This window comes from Shinella sp., from assembly GCF_049651085.1.
In the GTDB taxonomy this organism is placed as follows: Bacteria; Pseudomonadota; Alphaproteobacteria; order Rhizobiales; family Rhizobiaceae; genus Shinella.
In genome coordinates this window covers 19,632-37,114 of the sequence record NZ_JBASBL010000022.1, presented here as the reverse complement: position 1 = coordinate 37,114, position 17,483 = coordinate 19,632, and the positions used below count along the sequence as shown (strand labels likewise).

Sequence of the window (17,483 nt, the reverse complement as noted above, 5' to 3'; positions counted from 1 at the left end):
TTTCCTCCCGGTTAGGCACCGGACTCCTTCGGCCATCCCTCCATTGAAAATGGCCGCCCCGGTGCAATCTTTCGACGGCGCCTGACGCCCGCCAGCGGCGGGCCAGGCACGCCGGAAATCAGGTGATGCGCTGGATGCTGGCGGCGATTTCCTCTGGCTCGAACACGCGCTTCCAGTCGTCCTTCATCAGCACAGGCTTGCCGAACTCGATCGCCTTGTTGCAGGCGTCGGAGAAGACGCCCGGCGTCTCTTCGAAAATCACCGCGCCGAGCACGTTCATATGGCCGAGCAGGAAGTCGCGGGCGGCTTCCCTGGCAACGCCGCGGCGCACGCACTCGTCCATCGCTTCGCGCATGACGACGAGCAGGGAAGCGCAGACCGTCTCGGACAGGCCCGGCTCGAGCAGCGCCATCTGCTCGACCGTGACACGGTGCGAGCGCATGACCGGCGCCCAGATGACCTTGGCGATCTCCTCACCCAGCACATAGGCGCTTTCCGGGCCCTGCATCAGGGCGGAAACGATATGCTGCTTGGCGGCGACACCGCCGAAGAAGTCGCGCTTGGCGGCCGGATCCGTCTCGTCGTTGAAGATCGGCGGGTGGCAGGGATGCGTGACGAAATAGGTGAGGTCCGCACGCTCCGGCAGATGGCCGGCAAAGGGCGCGGCCGCATCGAGCGCCACGACCATCGTGCCCGGCTTCAACTTGTCGACGATGCCGGCCGCGACCTTGCCGATCGCCGTATCCGGAACGGCAAGAATGACGACGTCTGCGCCATCGAGGCCTTCATCGGGCGAAACGCAGGCGATGCCGAGATCGCCGGAGAGACGCGCCCTGCCGGCCTCGCTCACCTCGACATGACGAACATCGAAGCGGGAACCCTGCAGGTTCTTGGCCAGCCGATAGCCCATTTTGCCACCAGCACCGAACAGCGCGATCGATGTCATCGAAGATCTCCTGAATGAGAGCGGCCGAAACGAAAACGCTGTCCAGCCGAAATTTCCTCCACCGGTTGCCCGGGTGAGCTTATATTTCCAAACTGGTATGACATGTCAATAACTACCTATTGAAATAAGCCATTTCGCCATGAGGGCGGCAGTCCCCAAACTTGACGGCCCACCGGAAAAACTCCGCACAAACATCTGATAAAATTCGACTTGCACCTTCGAGAAAAATGAAAAAGCCGAACGTCGCGCGACGTCCGGCTCAATTTGGAATAAGCATGCTGGCGCTCAGAGGCGCGAAAAACGGCTCAAAGCCGCGCGGCGATCGTCTTCGCAATCAGGGCAAGCGAAACGGCGCCAGCGTCGGGATGGCCGATGCTGCGCGCGGCAAGCGGGCGCGCGCGACCGAGGCGCGGCGAAAGCGGGGCGGTCGCCAGCGCAGCCTCCTCGCAGCCAAGGCTGGCCTTCTGCCATGCCTCCTTCAGCGAGAGACCATCCCTCATCGCTGTTTCCAGTAGGGCAACGAAAGGCACGAAGGCGTCGACCAGTGTCTTGTCTCCCGGCTTTGCGCCGCCAAGCCGCATGACATCGTCGAGCGCCTGCCGCGCGCCGCGCACCACCGCAGCATCCTCGACGGCCGTTTCGTCGGAGAAGGCGGAACTCCACGAGCGCAGCAACAGCCCCCAGATCGCGCCTGACGTTCCGCCTGCACGGTCCGCCCAGGCATCGCCCGCCATGGCGAGCGCGCTCCTTGCGCCGGCGCCACTTGCGACGGCCTGATGGATCGCGTCGCGCGCGGCGGTCGCCCCGCGCCGCATGCCCTGGCCGTGGTCGCCGTCACCGGCAAAGGCGTCCATACGCCCGAGTTCGGCTTCCGCCTCGCCCAGGGTCGAAACCATCGCATCGAGAATGCCGGCAAGGCAGCGGGCGCTCTCGCGCGACACGGTTGAAGCGGGGCCGAAAGTCGGGATTTCATCCTCCGCACCGGGCTTGATCAGGGCAGGCTCGGTCCGGAACGTCTCGCCGCGCCGAAAGACCGGCGTATCGCAGGGCGCCAGCCAGTAGCGTTCCAGCTCCTCGTCCAGCCACAGGACCGTCAGCGAGCAGCCCTGCATGTCGAGGCTCGTGACATATTCCCCGGCTTCCGGCGCGACGAGGTCGACGCCAGCGGCCTGAAGCGCGCCTTCGACCGCGCCCCAGAGCACGAACAGTTCCTCATACTTGGTGGCGCCGAGACCGTTGAGCAGCACCGCCGCGCGGCGCGCGCCGGCCGGGCGCTCGGCCAGCACCGTATCGACCAGCAATCTTGCCAGTTCGCCTGCCGGCACGATTTGCGCATCGCGGATGCCGGGCTCGCCGTGAATGCCAAGGCCCAGCGCCATCATGCCTTTCGGTACGGTGAAGAGCGGCTCGCTTGCGCCCGGCAGGGTGCAGCCGCCGAAGGCGACGCCAAAGGAGAAAGTGCGGCTGTTGGCAAGCCGCGTGATCCGCTCGACCTCATCGATCGAAAGGCCCACCTCGGCAGCGGCGCCCGCAACCTTGAAGACGACGAAATCGCCCGCGATGCCGCGGCGCTGCAAGTGGTTTTCCGCCGGTGCGCTCGCCACGTCGTCGGTCACCGTGACGATGCGCACATCGATGCCTTCGGCGCGCAGGCGTTCGGCGGCAACGCCGAAATTGAGGACGTCGCCGGCATAATTGCCGAAGCCGAGGATGATGCCGCCGCCATGATCGGCATTGCGGCAGACGCGGGCAACCGCCGCCGTCGAGGGCGAGGCGAAGATTTCACCCGCCACGGCTGCATCCGCCATGCCCGGCCCGACATAGCCGGCAAAGGCGGGATAGTGCCCGGACCCGCCGCCGACGATCACCGACACCTTGCCGCGCGGCACCGCCGTGGATCGGACGACGCCCCCCTTCACCAGCCGGACATAGCGCCCGTAGATGCGGGAAAAAACCCGCCAGCGCAGACGAGGCGAAGGTTTCCGGGTCATCGACGATCTTGGTCATTGGTTCCTCCCGCAGGCAATCGAGCTGCGAAGATGCAATATGGATCGGGCCGAGAAAAGGGCAAAGACGCGCATCAGGCGCGCGTCCCTAAAGGACCACGCGGTTGAAGGCTGTCAGCTGTCGCGTGACGGATGCAAGCTCCTGCATTCTCCGGCCATCGTCCCAGCCGAGGACCGCCGCAGCCACCGCCGAGATTTCCTCAAGGCCGGCGGCCGTCAGCCTGCCTTCGATGGCAAGCGTCGTGCGACGCATGACGATATCGGCCAGATGCTCGATCATCTCGTTGCGGACGATCCAGTCGATCTCGGCGCGGCCGTAACCCTCCACATCGGCGAGCGGGGCATCGCCAGACTCGTGGATGTGAGCGAGGACCGCATCGGCCGTCGTGCCGTAGCGGGCAAGCAGCGCCTCGATGCGTGCGGCCGGCAGGCCGCTCTTCGTTGAGCGTTCTGCAATCCAGGCGCGCCGGGCTGCCTCATCCGTCGGGAAGCCGCGCCCGCCGCCGATCGGCAGCATCTCGGTGCTGGTCGTCCGGCTACGGCCCATGCGCGAGAGGATCGTGTCGGCCACCTCCTGGGCAAAGCCACGGAAGGTCGTCCACTTGCCGCCGACCAGCGAAATGACAGGGAACGGCCGGTCGCCTGCCGGCTCCGCCACGGGTGCCGAGTGATCGCGGCTGATCAGGCCGGGCTGGCTGGCGTCGGATGCCGGCAGCGGGCGGATGCCGCTATAGGCATAGACGATCTGGTCGCGATCGAACGGCAGGGCCGGCAGGAGCGAGCGAAGGCTGGCGAGGAAATACTCGATCTCGTCTTCCTCGCAGCGCACGGTTTCCGGATTGTCCGCCTTGATGTCCGTCGAGCCGACGAGCGCAAGGCCGAGGAAATCGTAGACCAGGCAGATACGCCCGTCGTCCGCCTCGAAATAGATCATGCGGCCCTTGAGGCTTTTGACGAGATCGGGATGGCGAAGCAGGATATGCGAGCCCTTCGTGCCGCCGATCAGCTTACCCGGAACGCCCAGCGTCGCATTGACGTGATCGATCCAGGGACCGGCGCCGTTCACCACGGTTCCGGCGCGCACCAACCGCTCGCCACCGCACGGGTCGCTGAGGCGCAGCACGCCGGCTTCCTGCCCGAGAAGGGTCGTGACATTCATCGCCCGGGAATGCGGGCTGGCATCGAGCCCGTCGCGCACCAGTTCCCAGACCAGCCGTTCAGGCCGGCTGATCTTGGCGTCGTAGTAGATGCCGCCCGCAACGATGCGCGGCGTGATCGCCGGCATTTCCTCAAGCGCCTTGCGGCGGAAGAAGAACTGGTGCCTGGGCATCACGCGATGGCGCGCGCCGTAGAGATCGTAGAGCGCAAGCCCGATCTTGATCAGCACAGCGCCCCGGCTGCGTGGCGCCGTCGTAGAGCCGAGCAACGTGCGCATCGCCGCAAAAGCACCCTTCATCAGCGAGAATGAGGGAATGAAGGTCGGCAGCGGCTCCACGCAATGCGGCGCGTTGCGCAGGAGCAGATTGCGCTCCAGCGTCGATTGCGCGACCAGCCCCAGTTCGCCGGTTTCCAGATATTTGATCCCGCCATGGATGAGGCGGGAGGGCGCGGCACTGGTGCCGGAGCCAAAATCGGCCTTGTCGACGATCAGGCACTTCAGGCCCTGAAGGCAAAGGTCGCGGAAAAGCCCGGCTCCATTGATGCCTGCGCCAAGGACGATGACGTCGAAGGTCTCGACCGTGCCGGCTGTCGTATCCGTCATGATAGGAATTCCTGTTACTGCGCCGCGCCGCCGAGACGCCGGAGCGTCGGCCAGAGCGGCTTCATGGCCTCGGCGAGATCGAGGAAGACCCGGTATTTCTCGTCATAGGCGCGCTGCCGGTCTGGGTCCGGCTGGTAGGTGGTTTCGATCGACGCCATATCGCGTGGATCATCGGTCGGCGATGCGAAGAGCCCGGCACCCGCGCCGGCGCACAGCGCCGCCCCCCAGGCAGCGGATTCTTCCGTGCGCGTCGCGGTGACCGGCAGGCCGAGAATGTCGGCGAAAAGAGCAGCCATGGCAGGATTGCGCGATATACCGCCCGTCAGACGCGCGGTTGTCGGGACAAAGCCGTCGCGCAGCGCATCGACATGGACGCGGTGATTGAAGGCGATGCCCTCGAGCACCGCGCGCACCAGATCGCCCCGGTCATGCCAGGCGTTGAGGCCATAGAAACCGGCGCTCGAAGCCCCGGCGAACGGCGAGCCGAAGAGATAGGGGTGGAAGAAGACGCTCGACGGACGCTCGCGCGCAACTTCGAACTCCTTGCCGACGATCGCATGGATGCTCTCGCCGGAGGCCTCCGCCTGGCGCGCGTCGCCCGCGCAGAACTGATCGATGAACCAATCGTAATTGGCGGTCGAGGCGGGAGAAATGGACATGCTGTTCCATTCCCCCGGCAGGATGCCATTGCGGCAGAACCAGCGGCCATCGACCTTTGGCGCGTCGGAGACCGTCTCGTTGATCGAATAGGTGCCGGCAATGACCGCGACCACGCCTTCGCCATAGCCGCCCATGCCGAGCGCAGAGGCCGTGACGTCGTGCAGGCCGGCCATCACGGGCGTGCCCTCGACGAGGCCGGTCAGGCGCGCGGTCTCGGCCGTCACGCCGCCGACGACATCGGTCGAGGCGACCATTGCCGGCTGGCGGCCGGCAAGCCGGTCCAGCCCGAACAGCGGAAAGGCCTTGTCGGCATAGTCCTGCGTGAGCACATCGGTAAACGAGGTGCTCGCCTCCGTGCGGTCCGTGCCGATCGTGCCGCAGAGGCAGAAGCGCAGCCAATCCTTTGCCGCAATGAAATGGGCGATGCGCTCATAGCGCTCGGGCTGGTGCTCCCGGATCCAGCGCAGGATGGCTGACGGTGCGGAGGCGTGCGGTCGTTGACCGGTCAGTTCCAGCGAGCGCGCGCCGACCTCGCCCTCATTCCAGGCATCGGCAATCGCGCCTGCCCTCGTATCGAGCGAGACGATGGCCGGGCCGAGCGGCCTCCTGTCGTCACCCAGCAGATAGATGCCGTCGCCATGCGCCGTCGCAGCGATCGCCACGATATCGGATGCCGGCCGCCCGCAGGCTTCCACCGCTTCGCGAATGGCGTCCGCGGTGGCGGCCCAGAGCGCATCCATGTCGCGCTCGACATGCTGCGGCGCTGGTATGAGCTGGGGAACACGCCGGCGGGCGATGGCGAGCACCGTTCCGTCCGCGTCGAAAATGACGGCCTTGGTCACCGTCAGGCCGCTGTCTATACCCATGATGCAGGGCATCCATGCCTCCATTCTCAAGCGAATGGCGGAACGGAATCCGGCAATCAGGGTAACCGCAGCAGCGGAACCCTCAGCCGGCCCGTTCCCCCTCCGCCACTATGACGTTGATCCCCTTCGAGCGCATGCGCGACAGGTGGGAGATCGGGATATCTTCATCGACGATCACGGCGTCGAATTCCTGCAGCGTCGCGAAGTGGTGCAACGCGCGCCGCTCGAATTTAGTGTGGTCCGCCAGGAGCACGCGCTTGGCCGAGCTTTCGAACATCGCCCGCTTGGTCTCCACCGTCTCCGGCGACTGGTGATAGACCACGTCGTCGACGATGGCCGACAGCGACATGAACACGGTGTCGGCGCGCAGCCGGCGGATTTCGTTGGTGGTGATGTGCCCCATGAAGGCATTACACCAATTGTAGAACTGCCCCCCGAGACAGATGAGGTTGAGGTCGCTCACCTCGTTCAGCTCGTTGATAAGGACGAGCGAATTGGTGATGACCGTCAGCGGCACCTTGGCCGGTAGGAAGCGGGTCATCTCGTGCACGGTGGTGGCGTCGTCCATGAAGATCGCCTGCCCCGGCTCGACGAACTGCATCGCCGCCCTGGCGATCGCCTTCTTCTCCTTCGCCTGCCGGGTCGCGCGATAGACGTCGGAGGATTCGATGAGGCTGGTCGGCGCGGCGGAAACGATGCCGCGCGTCTTGCGAAAGAGCCCGCGGCTGACGAGTTCGTCGACATCGCGGTGCGCCGTCATCAGGCTGATGCCGAAACGTTCGGTCAGGTCCTCGATGCGGATCGAGCCTTCGGCGATCACCGTTTCGGCGATCATCTGGCGCCGCACAAGCTGGCGCGCATGCCGGCTGTCGCTCGGCATCTCTTCCGAAAGCAAATCCTTGACGTCGACTTTCTTGTTCACCGGAGACCCTGCCATGCTTCGAGGATAGAGGTTTGGTATCTCGTATCGGGCGGCAAGGAAAATGCCAAGCTAACCCGGGCGTACCCGGGGAGACGGAGTGGGAGCGCCCGCAACGGGCGCTCCCGGGATCGATTACTCGCTCAGAACGAACGGAGCGGTGTACTTGTCGACATTGTCCTTGGTGATCAGCAGGCAATCGAAGAGCTGCTTTTCGGTGTCGACACCGGTGCTGCCGGTCTTGATGACGTTGTCGGCCTGCTTGACGGCTGCTTCCGAGAAGACGGCAACCGGCTGGAGAACCGTGTACTGCAGCTCACCGGCCTTGATGGCGGCAACCGCGTCCGGCGAACCGTCGAAACCGCCGACCTTCACCTGGTCGAGCTTGCCGGCTTCCTTGAGCGCTGCAATCGCGCCGAGGGCCATTTCGTCGTTGCCGCTGATCACGCCGATGATGTCCGGGTTTGCCTGAAGCAGGGACTGCATCTTGGCGTGGCCCTTCGTGCGGTCCCAGTCAGCCACTTCGCGGCCGGACTTCTCAAGGTCCGGGTACTGCGTCAGGACGGTTTCGTAGCCGTTCGAACGCGTTGCGGCGTTGTTGTCAGCCGGGGCGCCGAAAAGCTCGACATACTTGCCCTTGTCGCCGACTGCCTCGACCCACTGCTGCGCACCGAGAGCGGCACCCTGGGCGTTGTTCGAAACGAGCTGCGCCTTGGCGAGGCCTTCCTGGTTGATCTCGGCATTGACGAGAATGACCGGGATACCTGCTGCAACGGCCTTCTTGACCGCGCCGACAGAACCGTCAGCATTCGCCGGATCGAGAATGATCGCGACCGACTTGTTGGTGATCGCGGTGTCGATCAGGTTGCTTTCCGCGTTGGTATCGCCCTTGTGCGCGCCGACATTCGCCGTGTAGCCGAGCTTTTCGGCGGTCGCCTTGGCGACTTCGCCTTCGGTATACCAGTACGGGTTGGACGGGTCGTTGACGATGACGGTGATCAGGCCTTCGGCCCAGGCCGTGCTGAACAGCAGCGGCATGACGGCAGTTGCCGCGAAGAGTACACGCATACCTTTTTTGAACATGATCTCACTCCCTTGTTGAGTTCGCTTGTGCCGGTTATCGGCAATACTTTCTGCTGCCGGGCCACTCGATGATCCGCCTCGCCCGGCCGCAGTCAGTTCCAGTCGGTCGCGCCGGTCAGCGGCGGCCGTATTTCATGCTGTTCAGGAGAACAGCGGTCACGATCACGGCGCCGGTAAAGACCGTCTGCCAGTAGGCCGAGACACCGATGATCACGAGACCATCCGACAGGAAGCCGATCACGAAGGCCCCGAGCATGGTGCCGATGACCGTACCGCGCCCGCCCGTCAGCGCCGCGCCGCCGATGACGACAGCGGCAATCGCCGTCAGTTCATAGGTCGTGCCGGCCGTCGGGCCCGCGGAGGTCAGCTGCGAGGAAAGCACCAGGCCAGCGACGGCCGCGCAAACGCCGGAGAGAACATAGACCGTGATCTTCACCCGCTTGACCGGCACGCCCGAAAGCTCGGCCGCGCGCTCGTTGCCGCCCGATGCATAGAGCCAGCGGCCGAAAGCCGTGCGCGCAAGCAGGATGTGGCAGGCGACTGCAAAGAGAAGGAGCACGATGACGCCGATCGGCACGCCGGCCAGACGGTTGAAGCCGAGCCAGTCGAAGCCGGTATTGCCGAGTTCGGGGCGACCACCGAGATTGTTGTAGGTCAGGCCGTTGGTCATCAGCAGGGCGACGCCGCGGGCGACATAGAGCACGCCGAGCGTCGCGACGAAGGCCGGCACGCGCAGATAGGCAATCAGCACGCCATTGACCGCGCCGACGATCCCGCCGAGCAGGCAGGTCAGGATGACCACGACCCAGACCGACGGATAGAGGATCACGCCGAGATAGGGCAGCGTGACACCTTGCATGAGAAAGCCCGCGACGACGCCGGCAAGCCCGAGCGTCGAACCGACGGAAAGATCGATACCGCCATTGAGGATGACCAGCAGCATGCCGATGGCGAGCAGGCCAAAGATCGCGACATGCGAGGCCATGATCAGGAAGTTGTTGACCGTGAAATAGTTCGGCGACATCAGGGAGAAGACGACGATGATCGCGATCAGCGCGAAGAAGGCGCGCCCTTCGAACAGCAGCTCGACGAAGCTCTTCTTGCGCTTGCCGCCGTTCGCCGCTGCTTTGGTGTCGATTGCAGGTGTGACTGACATTTGCTCAGCGCTCCTAATGGGCATGCACGGCTTCGCCCGAGGCGGCCATGATCTGTTCCTTGGTCGCGTCCGGACCGAATTCTGCGGAAATGCGGCCACGCCGCATGACGATGATGCGATGGGCGATGCTCAGGCACTCGCCGACCTCGGACGTGGTGTAGACAACGGCAAGCCCGTGCCTGGCGCGTTCGGCGAGCAGCTTGAAGACTTCGGCCTTCGCGCCGATGTCGATGCCGCGGCTCGGCTCGTCGAGCAGGATGACTTCCGGATCGGTCGCCAGCATCTTGCCGATGACCACCTTCTGCTGGTTGCCGCCCGAGAGCGAGCCGATCAGCGCGCCGCCGCCATCGGTCTTGATATGCACCTTGCGGATCGCATCCCCGACCAGGTCCGCCTCGCGGGACGTGGAGGTGAAAAGGCCGCGCGTGAAAGCGCCGAGGCTGGCGAGCGAAAGATTGCGGCCGACGGTCATGGTCTGCACCAGGCCATCGCGCTGCCGATCTTCCGGCACCAGAACGAGCCCATCGCGAATGCAGGCGGAAATCGACTGGCCGGTAACGTCCCTGCCCTTCAGGACGACCCTGCCGGCCTTCGGCTTGAGGCGGCCGGCGGCCGTCTCGAGAAGTTCCGTGCGCCCTGCACCCATCAGCCCGTAGATGCAGACGATCTCGCCGGCACGGACCGCCAGGGAAAGCTCGTCGACCACCGAATAGCCGGCACCGCCCGGATCCGTCACGGTCAGCCCCTCGATCGACAGCGCGACATCGCCCTTTTCGTAGCCGGTCGGCGGCGAACCGAGATCGAAATTGTCGCCGACCATGTGGCGGACGATCCATTCGAGATCGATTTCCTTGCGTTCGGCATAGGCTGTCATGGCGCCATCGCGCAGGACCACCGCATGGTTGGTGATCTGCAGGGCCTCTTCGAGATGGTGCGAGATGTAGACGATGGACACACCCCGGCTGGTAAGGTCGCCAATGACCTTGAACAGCACATCGACCTCGGACGCGCTCAGCGCGGAGGTCGGCTCATCCATGATAAGGATGCGCGAATTGACCGAAAGCGCACGCGCGATCTCAACGATCTGCTGCTGGCCGAGGCGCAGTTCCTCGACCGGGGTGAGAGGATCGATATCCTCTTCGAGTTCAGCCATCAGGAGGCGCGTCTGGCGCTCCTCTTCCGCGAAGTCAACGCCCGTCGCCGTCATGATCTCGCGACCCATGAAGATGTTGTCGCGAACGTTCATGTTCGGCGCGAGGCTCAGCTCCTGATGGATGATGGAGATACCGCGATCGCGTGCTTGGGAGGATGACGCGAAAACGATAGGCTCTCCATCGAGAATGATCTCGCCGGAGGTGGGCGGCACCACGCCGGAGAGGATTTTCATCAGCGTCGACTTGCCGGCGCCGTTCTCTCCGAACAGCGTCGTCACCTGACCGCGATGAATGTCGAAATTGACGCCCTTGAGGGCATGGATGTTGCCGTAGGACTTCGCCACGTTGCGCGCGGCGAGAACGACTTCACCCTTCGGACCCGTGTCGGCGAGTGCGCTCATTGGACGTCGAGCCTCACGGGCATGACGATCCAGTTCTTCGGATTGACCAGCTTGAAGACGCCGAACACCGTCACGGTCTTGCCGGAGAGGACCGCCGGATCGAGCCCCTCGAGCACGACCTTCTTGACCTCGTTGTTGATGGCGGAACCCGCGTCCTGATACTCGATCTGGTTCTTGAACTGTCCGAACTCGATCTGGCCGGTCGCATCGCGAAGATCCGTGCCGTTGAGCGCGGGACCGGTCTGCACGCGCACCGTCAGCTCAGCCGGGAGCCCTCCGACGGCCACGACATTGTAGTTCGCCTTGCGCTCGCCGACGACGCCGGTGAACTTGACCGGAAAGACCGGGCCGGTAGAGGTCGCAACGCCGTACTTTTCGCCGGCCGCCTTCTTGTCGGCGGCGATCGCCTGCGACAGCTCGACCGCATCCACGGCGCGCGTCTCCACGCTCTGCTTGATAAGGGGGAACTGCTCGGCACCGAACGTCGCCGGCGAGAATTTCTGCACCTGGACGTCGTCCTGCGAGCCGATGCGCACGATTTTCGTGTCGAAAGCCATGGCGCCGACCAGCACGACGATAGCGATTCCGATCCATCGGTAGCTTCGCGCGGACTGGGACGATTTCGATAGCGTGGCGTCAGTCATGTCTGTTGGCCTTGCGGTTGAACGGTGGAAACTTCAGCGGGCGCGCCAGCAAGAGGCCGACGGCAAACATGCCGGGAGACCGGCCGCGACACACAGGCCGGGCATCGATATCTGCCAATCGGAACATGTCATGATGTCCTCCTCATGAACGGCGCCAGCCCGGTCTCCCCACCTGCGCTGCATTGCACACATTTTCGCAGTTGCGATATAACCATGTTATATGTCGCAGTATATATGTTAAATTAACACAGGCTGTCAATTGACCTTTTCAGGTGCCGCCGCCCCGGCGTCATACTTTTCCACCGCTACATTCCTGCCCTTCAGGAAGATGGAGCGCAAGCACCCCTGCGGACTTCTACATATATGAAAGAGCAATAGCACATCTCATAAACATATGATTTATATTAATAATTTTTGGATTTTCGACCTCCATGGAAGACATAAAGGCCGCCGGTGCGAGCCGGGCGACACCCCCATGAAAGGGAAGCAGCGTCGAAAATAATCCCCCAGACCACTTCCTATACTCTGCCATCATATCTGGAAAAAAATACACTAACCGAAAAATTTTACGCGACAGGCGATAACTTTGTGGTATGTTCTCCGCGGGTCCGGGAGACCTATGTTAAATTCCTTCAAGGGTCGACATGACCATGGCCAGTGCGGCCGGAAGGATCTCGCGCGCTTCCGCGATCGGCTATCAGGAGGATCGAATGCTCTGTTTCGGACCAGGCGAAGCGGCACGGGCTGTCGCTGTATCTGCGGATGCGCACCATGGCTGAGGCGGCAGATCTGATCATCGGCATCGACGCCGGCACGTCGGTCATGAAGGCCGTCGCCTTCACCCTTTCCGGCCGCCAGGTCGCCAGCGCCTCCGTGCGCAACACCTACAAGACCGGCGAGGACGGCTCCGCCACCCAATCCCTCGACCAGACCTGGCTCGATTGCACGCGCGCGCTGCGCGGCCTTGCCGAAAAGGTCACCCGTCTCGCCGATCGCACCGCCGCCATTTCCGTCACAGGACAGGGCGACGGCACCTGGCTCGTCGGCGCCGGAAACCGCCCGGCGGGCGACGCCTGGCTGTGGCTCGATGCCCGCGCGGCACCGACCGTCGAACGACTGGCCGCCGGCAAGGACGACCGCGCGCGCTTCGAAGCGACCGGCACGGGCCTCAACACCTGCCAGCAAGGCACGCAGCTTGCCCATATGGACCGGTTCTTTCCCGAACTGCTCGCCGCCGCTGAAACCGCGATGCACTGCAAGGACTGGCTCTATCTGAACCTCACCGGCATCCGCGCCACCGACCCTTCCGAGGTGAGCTTCACCTTCGGCAACTTCCGCACCCGGCGCTACGACAGCGACGTGCTTGCCGCGCTCGGCCTGACGCATCGCCGCGCCCTGCTGCCCGACGTGATCGAAGGCACGGAAACGGTTCATCCGCTGTCGATGGAAGCGGCAGCGGCCTCCGGCCTCAAGGCCGGCACGCCGGTCTGCCTCGGCTATGTCGACATGTGCATGACGGCGCTCGGCGCAGGCGTACGCAGCGAGGGGCGCAACGCCGCCTGCTCCGCCATCGGCTCGACCGGCGTGCATCTGCTCGCCAAGTCCGTCGACGAGGTGGTGCTCAATCCCGAAGGCACCGGCTATGTCATCGCCCTGCCGCTGCCGGGCATCGTCACCCAGGTGCAGACCAATATGGGCGCGACGATCAATCTCGACTGGCTGCTCCAGCTCGGCGCTGACCTCGTCGGCGAATTCGGCGTCACCGTCAGCCTCAACGACATGATCGCCCGCGTCGACCAGTGGTTTGCCGCCAGCAAGCCCGGAAACATCGTCTACCACCCCTACATTTCCGAGGCGGGCGAGCGCGGCCCCTTCGTCAATGCGCGGACGCGCGCGAATTTCACCGGCCTTGCCAGCCGCCACCGCTATCCGGACCTCGTGCGCGCCGTCGTCGAAGGTCTCGGCATGGCGACGCGCGATTGCTATGCCGCCATGGGCGCACTTCCGACGGAACTGCGCGTCAGTGGCGGCGCGGCCCGCTCGGCCTCGCTGCGCGGTACGCTGGGCGCAGCGCTCGGCGCGCCGGTGCGTGTCAGCACCCGCGAGGAGGCCGGCGCTGCCGGTGCCTCCATGATGGCGGCGGTTGCCATCGGCGCCTACCGCACGATGGACGATTGCATCGCCGACTGGGTCACGCCCGAACTTGGCGAGGCCGAACAGCCGAAGCCGGATGAGACCGAACGTATGACCCGCCTCTTTGCCGCCTATGCGGATGTGCGCCGGAGCATCGCGCCCGCCTGGGACATCCTCGCCGCGCGCTGAAGCAAATGATTGCGTCGCCCACCGGGTGACGCCGAAGGAGACTGAGATGAACGAGCCCGAACTTATCGACCTCTTCGTGATCGGCGGCGGCATCAATGGCGCGGGTATCGCGCGCGATGCGGCAGGCCGCGGGCTGAAGGTCGTGCTGTGCGAAAAGGACGACCTTGCCGAGGGAACGTCCTCACGCTCCGGCAAGCTGGTGCATGGCGGCCTGCGCTATCTCGAATATTACGAATTCCGGCTGGTGCGCGAGGCGCTGATCGAGCGCGAGGTCCTGCTCAACGCCGCGCCGCACATCATCTGGCCGATGCGCTTCGTCCTGCCGCACAGCCCGCAGGACCGTCCTGCCTGGCTCGTCCGGCTCGGTCTCTTCCTCTACGACCATCTCGGCGGCCGCAAGAAGCTGCCCGGCACGCGCACGCTGGATCTGAACCGCGACCCCGAAGGCACGCCGATCCTCGATCAATACACCCGCGGCTTCGAGTATTCCGACTGCTGGGTGGACGATGCTCGCCTCGTCACGCTCAATGCTATCAGCGCCGCAGAAAAGGGCGCGCTGGTGCTGACCCGCTCGCCGGCCATCTCCGCTCGCCGCGAAAACGGCGCCTGGACCGTGACGACGAAGAACAGCGTGACGGGCGAAACCCGCACCTTCCGCGCCACGTGCCTCGTCAATTGCGCCGGACCGTGGGTCTCGGATGTCATCAACCGCGTCGCCGGATCCAACTCCACGCGCAATGTGCGCCTCGTCAAGGGCAGCCACATCATCGTGCCGAAGTTCTGGACGGGCGCGAACGCCTATCTGGTGCAGAACCACGACAAGCGCGTCATCTTCATCAACCCCTACGAGGGCGACAAGGCGCTGATCGGCACCACGGACATCGGCTATGAGGGCCGCGCCGAGGATGTTTCTGCCGACGAGAGCGAAATCGATTACCTGCTGAAGGCGGTGAACCGCTACTTCAAGGAGAAACTGCGCCGCGAGGACGTGCTGCATTCCTTCTCCGGCGTGCGCCCGCTCTTCGACGACGGCAAGGGCAACCCCTCCGCCGTCACGCGCGACTATGTCTTCGATCTCGACGAGACCGACGGCGCGCCGCTGCTCAATGTCTTCGGCGGCAAGATCACCACCTTCCGCGAGCTTGCCGAGCGCGGCATGCACCGTCTCCAGTCGGTTTTCCCGAACATGGGCGGCGACTGGACCGAGAAAGCGCCGCTTCCCGGCGGCGACATGCCGAATGCCGACTACGAGACCTTCGCCAACAGCCTGCGCGACACGTATCCCTGGATGCCCCGCAAGCTGGTCCAGCACTATGGCCGGCTCTACGGCACGCGCACCAAAACGGTGGTCGGCAGCGCCACCAGCCTCGAAAATCTCGGCCGGCATTTCGGCGGCCAGTTCTATGAGGCCGAAGCCCTCTATCTCATTGCCAGCGAGTGGGCGCAGACGGCCGAGGACATTCTCTACCGCCGCACCAAGCACTACCTGCACCTGACGCAAGCCGAGCGGGCGGCCTTCGCCGACTGGTTCGCTTCCGCCCGCCTTGCCGCCGCCTGAGGACGCCATGTCGCTGACCCTGTCACTGAACACCAATCCGCTGGTCAACCGTTTTGCGGATCCCGACGACCTGATCGAGACGGTCGCACGGGACCTGCGCCTGCGCGATCTCCAGCTCACCCACGAATTCATCAATCCGAGCTGGAACGCCGCCACGATCCGCCGCCTGACGCGCCAGATGGACAAGGCGCTCCAGCGCACCGGCGTGCGCGTCACCTCGGGCATGACCGGCCCCTATGGCCGCCTCAACCATTTCGGCCATCCCGATGCGGATGTGCGCCGCTACTATGTCGACTGGTTCAAGACCTTCGCCGACATTACCGGCGATCTCGGCGGCACCTCCGTCGGCACGCAATTCGCCATTTTCACCTACAAGGACTATGACGATCCGGTCCGCCGCGAAGAGCTGATCCGGATCGCCATCGACTGCTGGGCAGAGGTTGCCGAGCACGCGAAGGGCGCGGGTCTTTCCTATGTCTTCTGGGAACCGATGAGCATCGGGCGCGAATTCGGCGAGACAATTGCAGCCAGCATCGCGCTTCAGGACCGGATCACCGCCGCCGGCATGGCCGTCCCCATGTGGATGATGGCAGACATCGACCACGGCGACGTCACCTCCAGCAATCCGGACGATTTCGATCCCTATGCCTGGGCGCGCGCCGTTCCGAAAGTCTCGCCCATCATCCACATCAAGCAAAGCCTGATGGACAAGGGCGGCCATCGGCCGTTCACTGCCGAGTTCAACGCCAGGGGGCGCATCCAGCCGGAGCCGCTTCTCAAGGCCTTTGCCGAAGGCGGTGCGGTTGACAACGAGATCTGCCTGGAACTCTCCTTCAAGGAGCGCGAGCCGAACGACCGGCAGGTCATTGCACAGATCGCCGAAAGCATCGCCTTCTGGGCACCGCATATCGATACCGGTGCATCCGATCTCAAGCTGGGCTGACCGGCGCTCGGCCAGTTGCTAAGACTTTGCCGAAAACCACCTCCGGCTGCAGCGCATGACAGGACATCGCCGATGACCGACAATGAAGATTCCCTCGCCGTGCGCGCCGCCTGGCTGCACTATGTCGGTGGGTTCACCCAGTCCGCCGTCGCCAAACGGCTGGGCATTCCCTCGGTGAAAGCCCACCGGCTGATCGCACGCGCGGTCGCCGAAGGCGTGGTGAAAGTCAGCATCGACGGCGATATCGCGGAATGCGCCAACCTGGAGGTCGAACTTTCCACACGCTACGGGCTCGACTATTGCGAGGTCGCGCCCGATATCGACGACGACCCGCTGGCGCTGACGACGCTGGGCCATGCGGGTGCGAACTTCCTGCGGCGCGAGATCGAGCGGGGCGACGCGGCCGTCATCGGCCTTGGCCACGGGCGCACGCTTTCGGCCGCCGTCCGGCATCTGCCGAGGATCAGCGCGAGCGGCACGCGCTTCGTGTCCCTGCTTGGCGGCCTCACGCGCAACTATGCCGCCAACCCCTACGACGTCATGCACCGGCTTGCGGAAAAGACCGGCACGCAGGCCTATGTGATGCCCGTGCCCTTCTTCGCCAATACGGAGGAAGACCGCGAGGTCCTGCTCTCCCAGCGTGGCGTCAGCGAGGTGTTCGACCTGGCGCGCAGCGCCGATCTCAAGATCGTCGGTATCGGCACAGTCGACAATCAGGCGCATCTGGTGAAATCCGGCATGCTGCAGCCGAACGAGCTGGAGGAGATCGCCGCGCTCGGCGGCGTCGGTGAACTGCTCGGCCATTTCTTCGACGGCAAGGGGCGCATCCTGCAGACATCGGTGACCGCGCGCACCCTCGCCGCCTCCTTCTCCGAGGACGGCAATGACCGGATCGTCGCGATTGCCGGCGGCCCGGTGAAGACCGAGGCGATCCGCGCCGTCCTGCACAGCCACAAGCTCCACGGGCTGATCACGGACGAACGGACGGCCCGATCGCTGCTGCAAAGTTCGACATGACAAAATCACAAAATCACATTTTTTGTGTTATATTCTGCAAAGCAAT

General features: G+C 64.4%; 12 protein-coding genes and 1 pseudogene. 4 read left to right on the top strand and 9 right to left on the bottom strand.

The features are described 5' to 3' along the window. Positions 1-118 precede the first annotated feature (118 nt). The 9 genes and pseudogenes from WA950_RS14615 to WA950_RS14575 form a co-directional block, all read right to left on the bottom strand. On the bottom strand, positions 119-946 hold the full coding sequence (locus tag WA950_RS14615) for a phosphogluconate dehydrogenase C-terminal domain-containing protein (protein WP_424552441.1): 828 nt from the start codon (positions 944-946) through the stop codon (positions 119-121). Between the two features lie 305 nt (positions 947-1,251). Then, positions 1,252-2,953: pseudogene (locus WA950_RS14610) on the bottom strand (dihydroxyacetone kinase family protein). An 87-nt stretch (positions 2,954-3,040) separates the two neighbouring features. Further along, complete coding sequence (locus WA950_RS14605; protein WP_424552440.1) at positions 3,041-4,714, bottom strand: glycerol-3-phosphate dehydrogenase/oxidase; 1,674 nt, start codon at positions 4,712-4,714, stop codon at positions 3,041-3,043. Positions 4,715-4,728: 14 nt separating this feature from the next. Then, a complete protein-coding gene (locus WA950_RS14600) occupies positions 4,729-6,252 on the bottom strand; it encodes an FGGY-family carbohydrate kinase (RefSeq protein ID WP_424552439.1) in 1,524 nt (507 codons plus the stop codon). A gap of 70 nt (positions 6,253-6,322) precedes the next feature. After that, positions 6,323-7,177, bottom strand: coding sequence for a DeoR/GlpR family DNA-binding transcription regulator (locus WA950_RS14595; RefSeq protein ID WP_424552438.1), 855 nt, complete (start codon positions 7,175-7,177; stop codon positions 6,323-6,325). Between the two features lie 117 nt (positions 7,178-7,294). Then, entirely contained in the window at positions 7,295-8,242 is a 948-nt protein-coding gene (locus tag WA950_RS14590) for a D-ribose ABC transporter substrate-binding protein (protein ID WP_424552437.1), read from the bottom strand. Positions 8,243-8,357: 115 nt separating this feature from the next. After that, the gene (locus tag WA950_RS14585; protein ID WP_424552436.1) at positions 8,358-9,398 is read right to left on the bottom strand and encodes an ABC transporter permease; all 1,041 of its coding nucleotides are present in this window, start codon (positions 9,396-9,398) and stop codon (positions 8,358-8,360) included. Between the two features lie 13 nt (positions 9,399-9,411). Beyond that, the gene (locus WA950_RS14580) at positions 9,412-10,953 is read right to left on the bottom strand and encodes a sugar ABC transporter ATP-binding protein (RefSeq protein ID WP_424552435.1); all 1,542 of its coding nucleotides are present in this window, start codon (positions 10,951-10,953) and stop codon (positions 9,412-9,414) included. Beyond that, positions 10,950-11,597, bottom strand: coding sequence for a DUF2291 family protein (locus WA950_RS14575; RefSeq protein WP_424552434.1), 648 nt, complete (start codon positions 11,595-11,597; stop codon positions 10,950-10,952). The genes WA950_RS14580 and WA950_RS14575 overlap by 4 nt, the downstream gene beginning before the upstream one ends. Before the next feature lie 771 nt (positions 11,598-12,368). Between WA950_RS14575 and WA950_RS14570 the strand changes: the two genes are divergently transcribed. The 4 genes from WA950_RS14570 (at position 12,369) to WA950_RS14555 (ending at position 17,437) form a co-directional block, all read left to right on the top strand. Further along, the gene (locus WA950_RS14570) at positions 12,369-13,919 is read left to right on the top strand and encodes an FGGY-family carbohydrate kinase (RefSeq protein ID WP_424552433.1); all 1,551 of its coding nucleotides are present in this window, start codon (positions 12,369-12,371) and stop codon (positions 13,917-13,919) included. Between the two features lie 46 nt (positions 13,920-13,965). Further along, a complete protein-coding gene (locus tag WA950_RS14565) occupies positions 13,966-15,477 on the top strand; it encodes a glycerol-3-phosphate dehydrogenase (RefSeq protein WP_424552432.1) in 1,512 nt (503 codons plus the stop codon). Positions 15,478-15,484: 7 nt separating this feature from the next. After that, on the top strand, positions 15,485-16,420 hold the full coding sequence (locus WA950_RS14560; protein ID WP_424552431.1) for a sugar phosphate isomerase/epimerase family protein: 936 nt from the start codon (positions 15,485-15,487) through the stop codon (positions 16,418-16,420). A gap of 72 nt (positions 16,421-16,492) precedes the next feature. After that, complete coding sequence (locus WA950_RS14555; protein WP_424552430.1) at positions 16,493-17,437, top strand: sugar-binding transcriptional regulator; 945 nt, start codon at positions 16,493-16,495, stop codon at positions 17,435-17,437. Positions 17,438-17,483 lie beyond the last annotated feature (46 nt).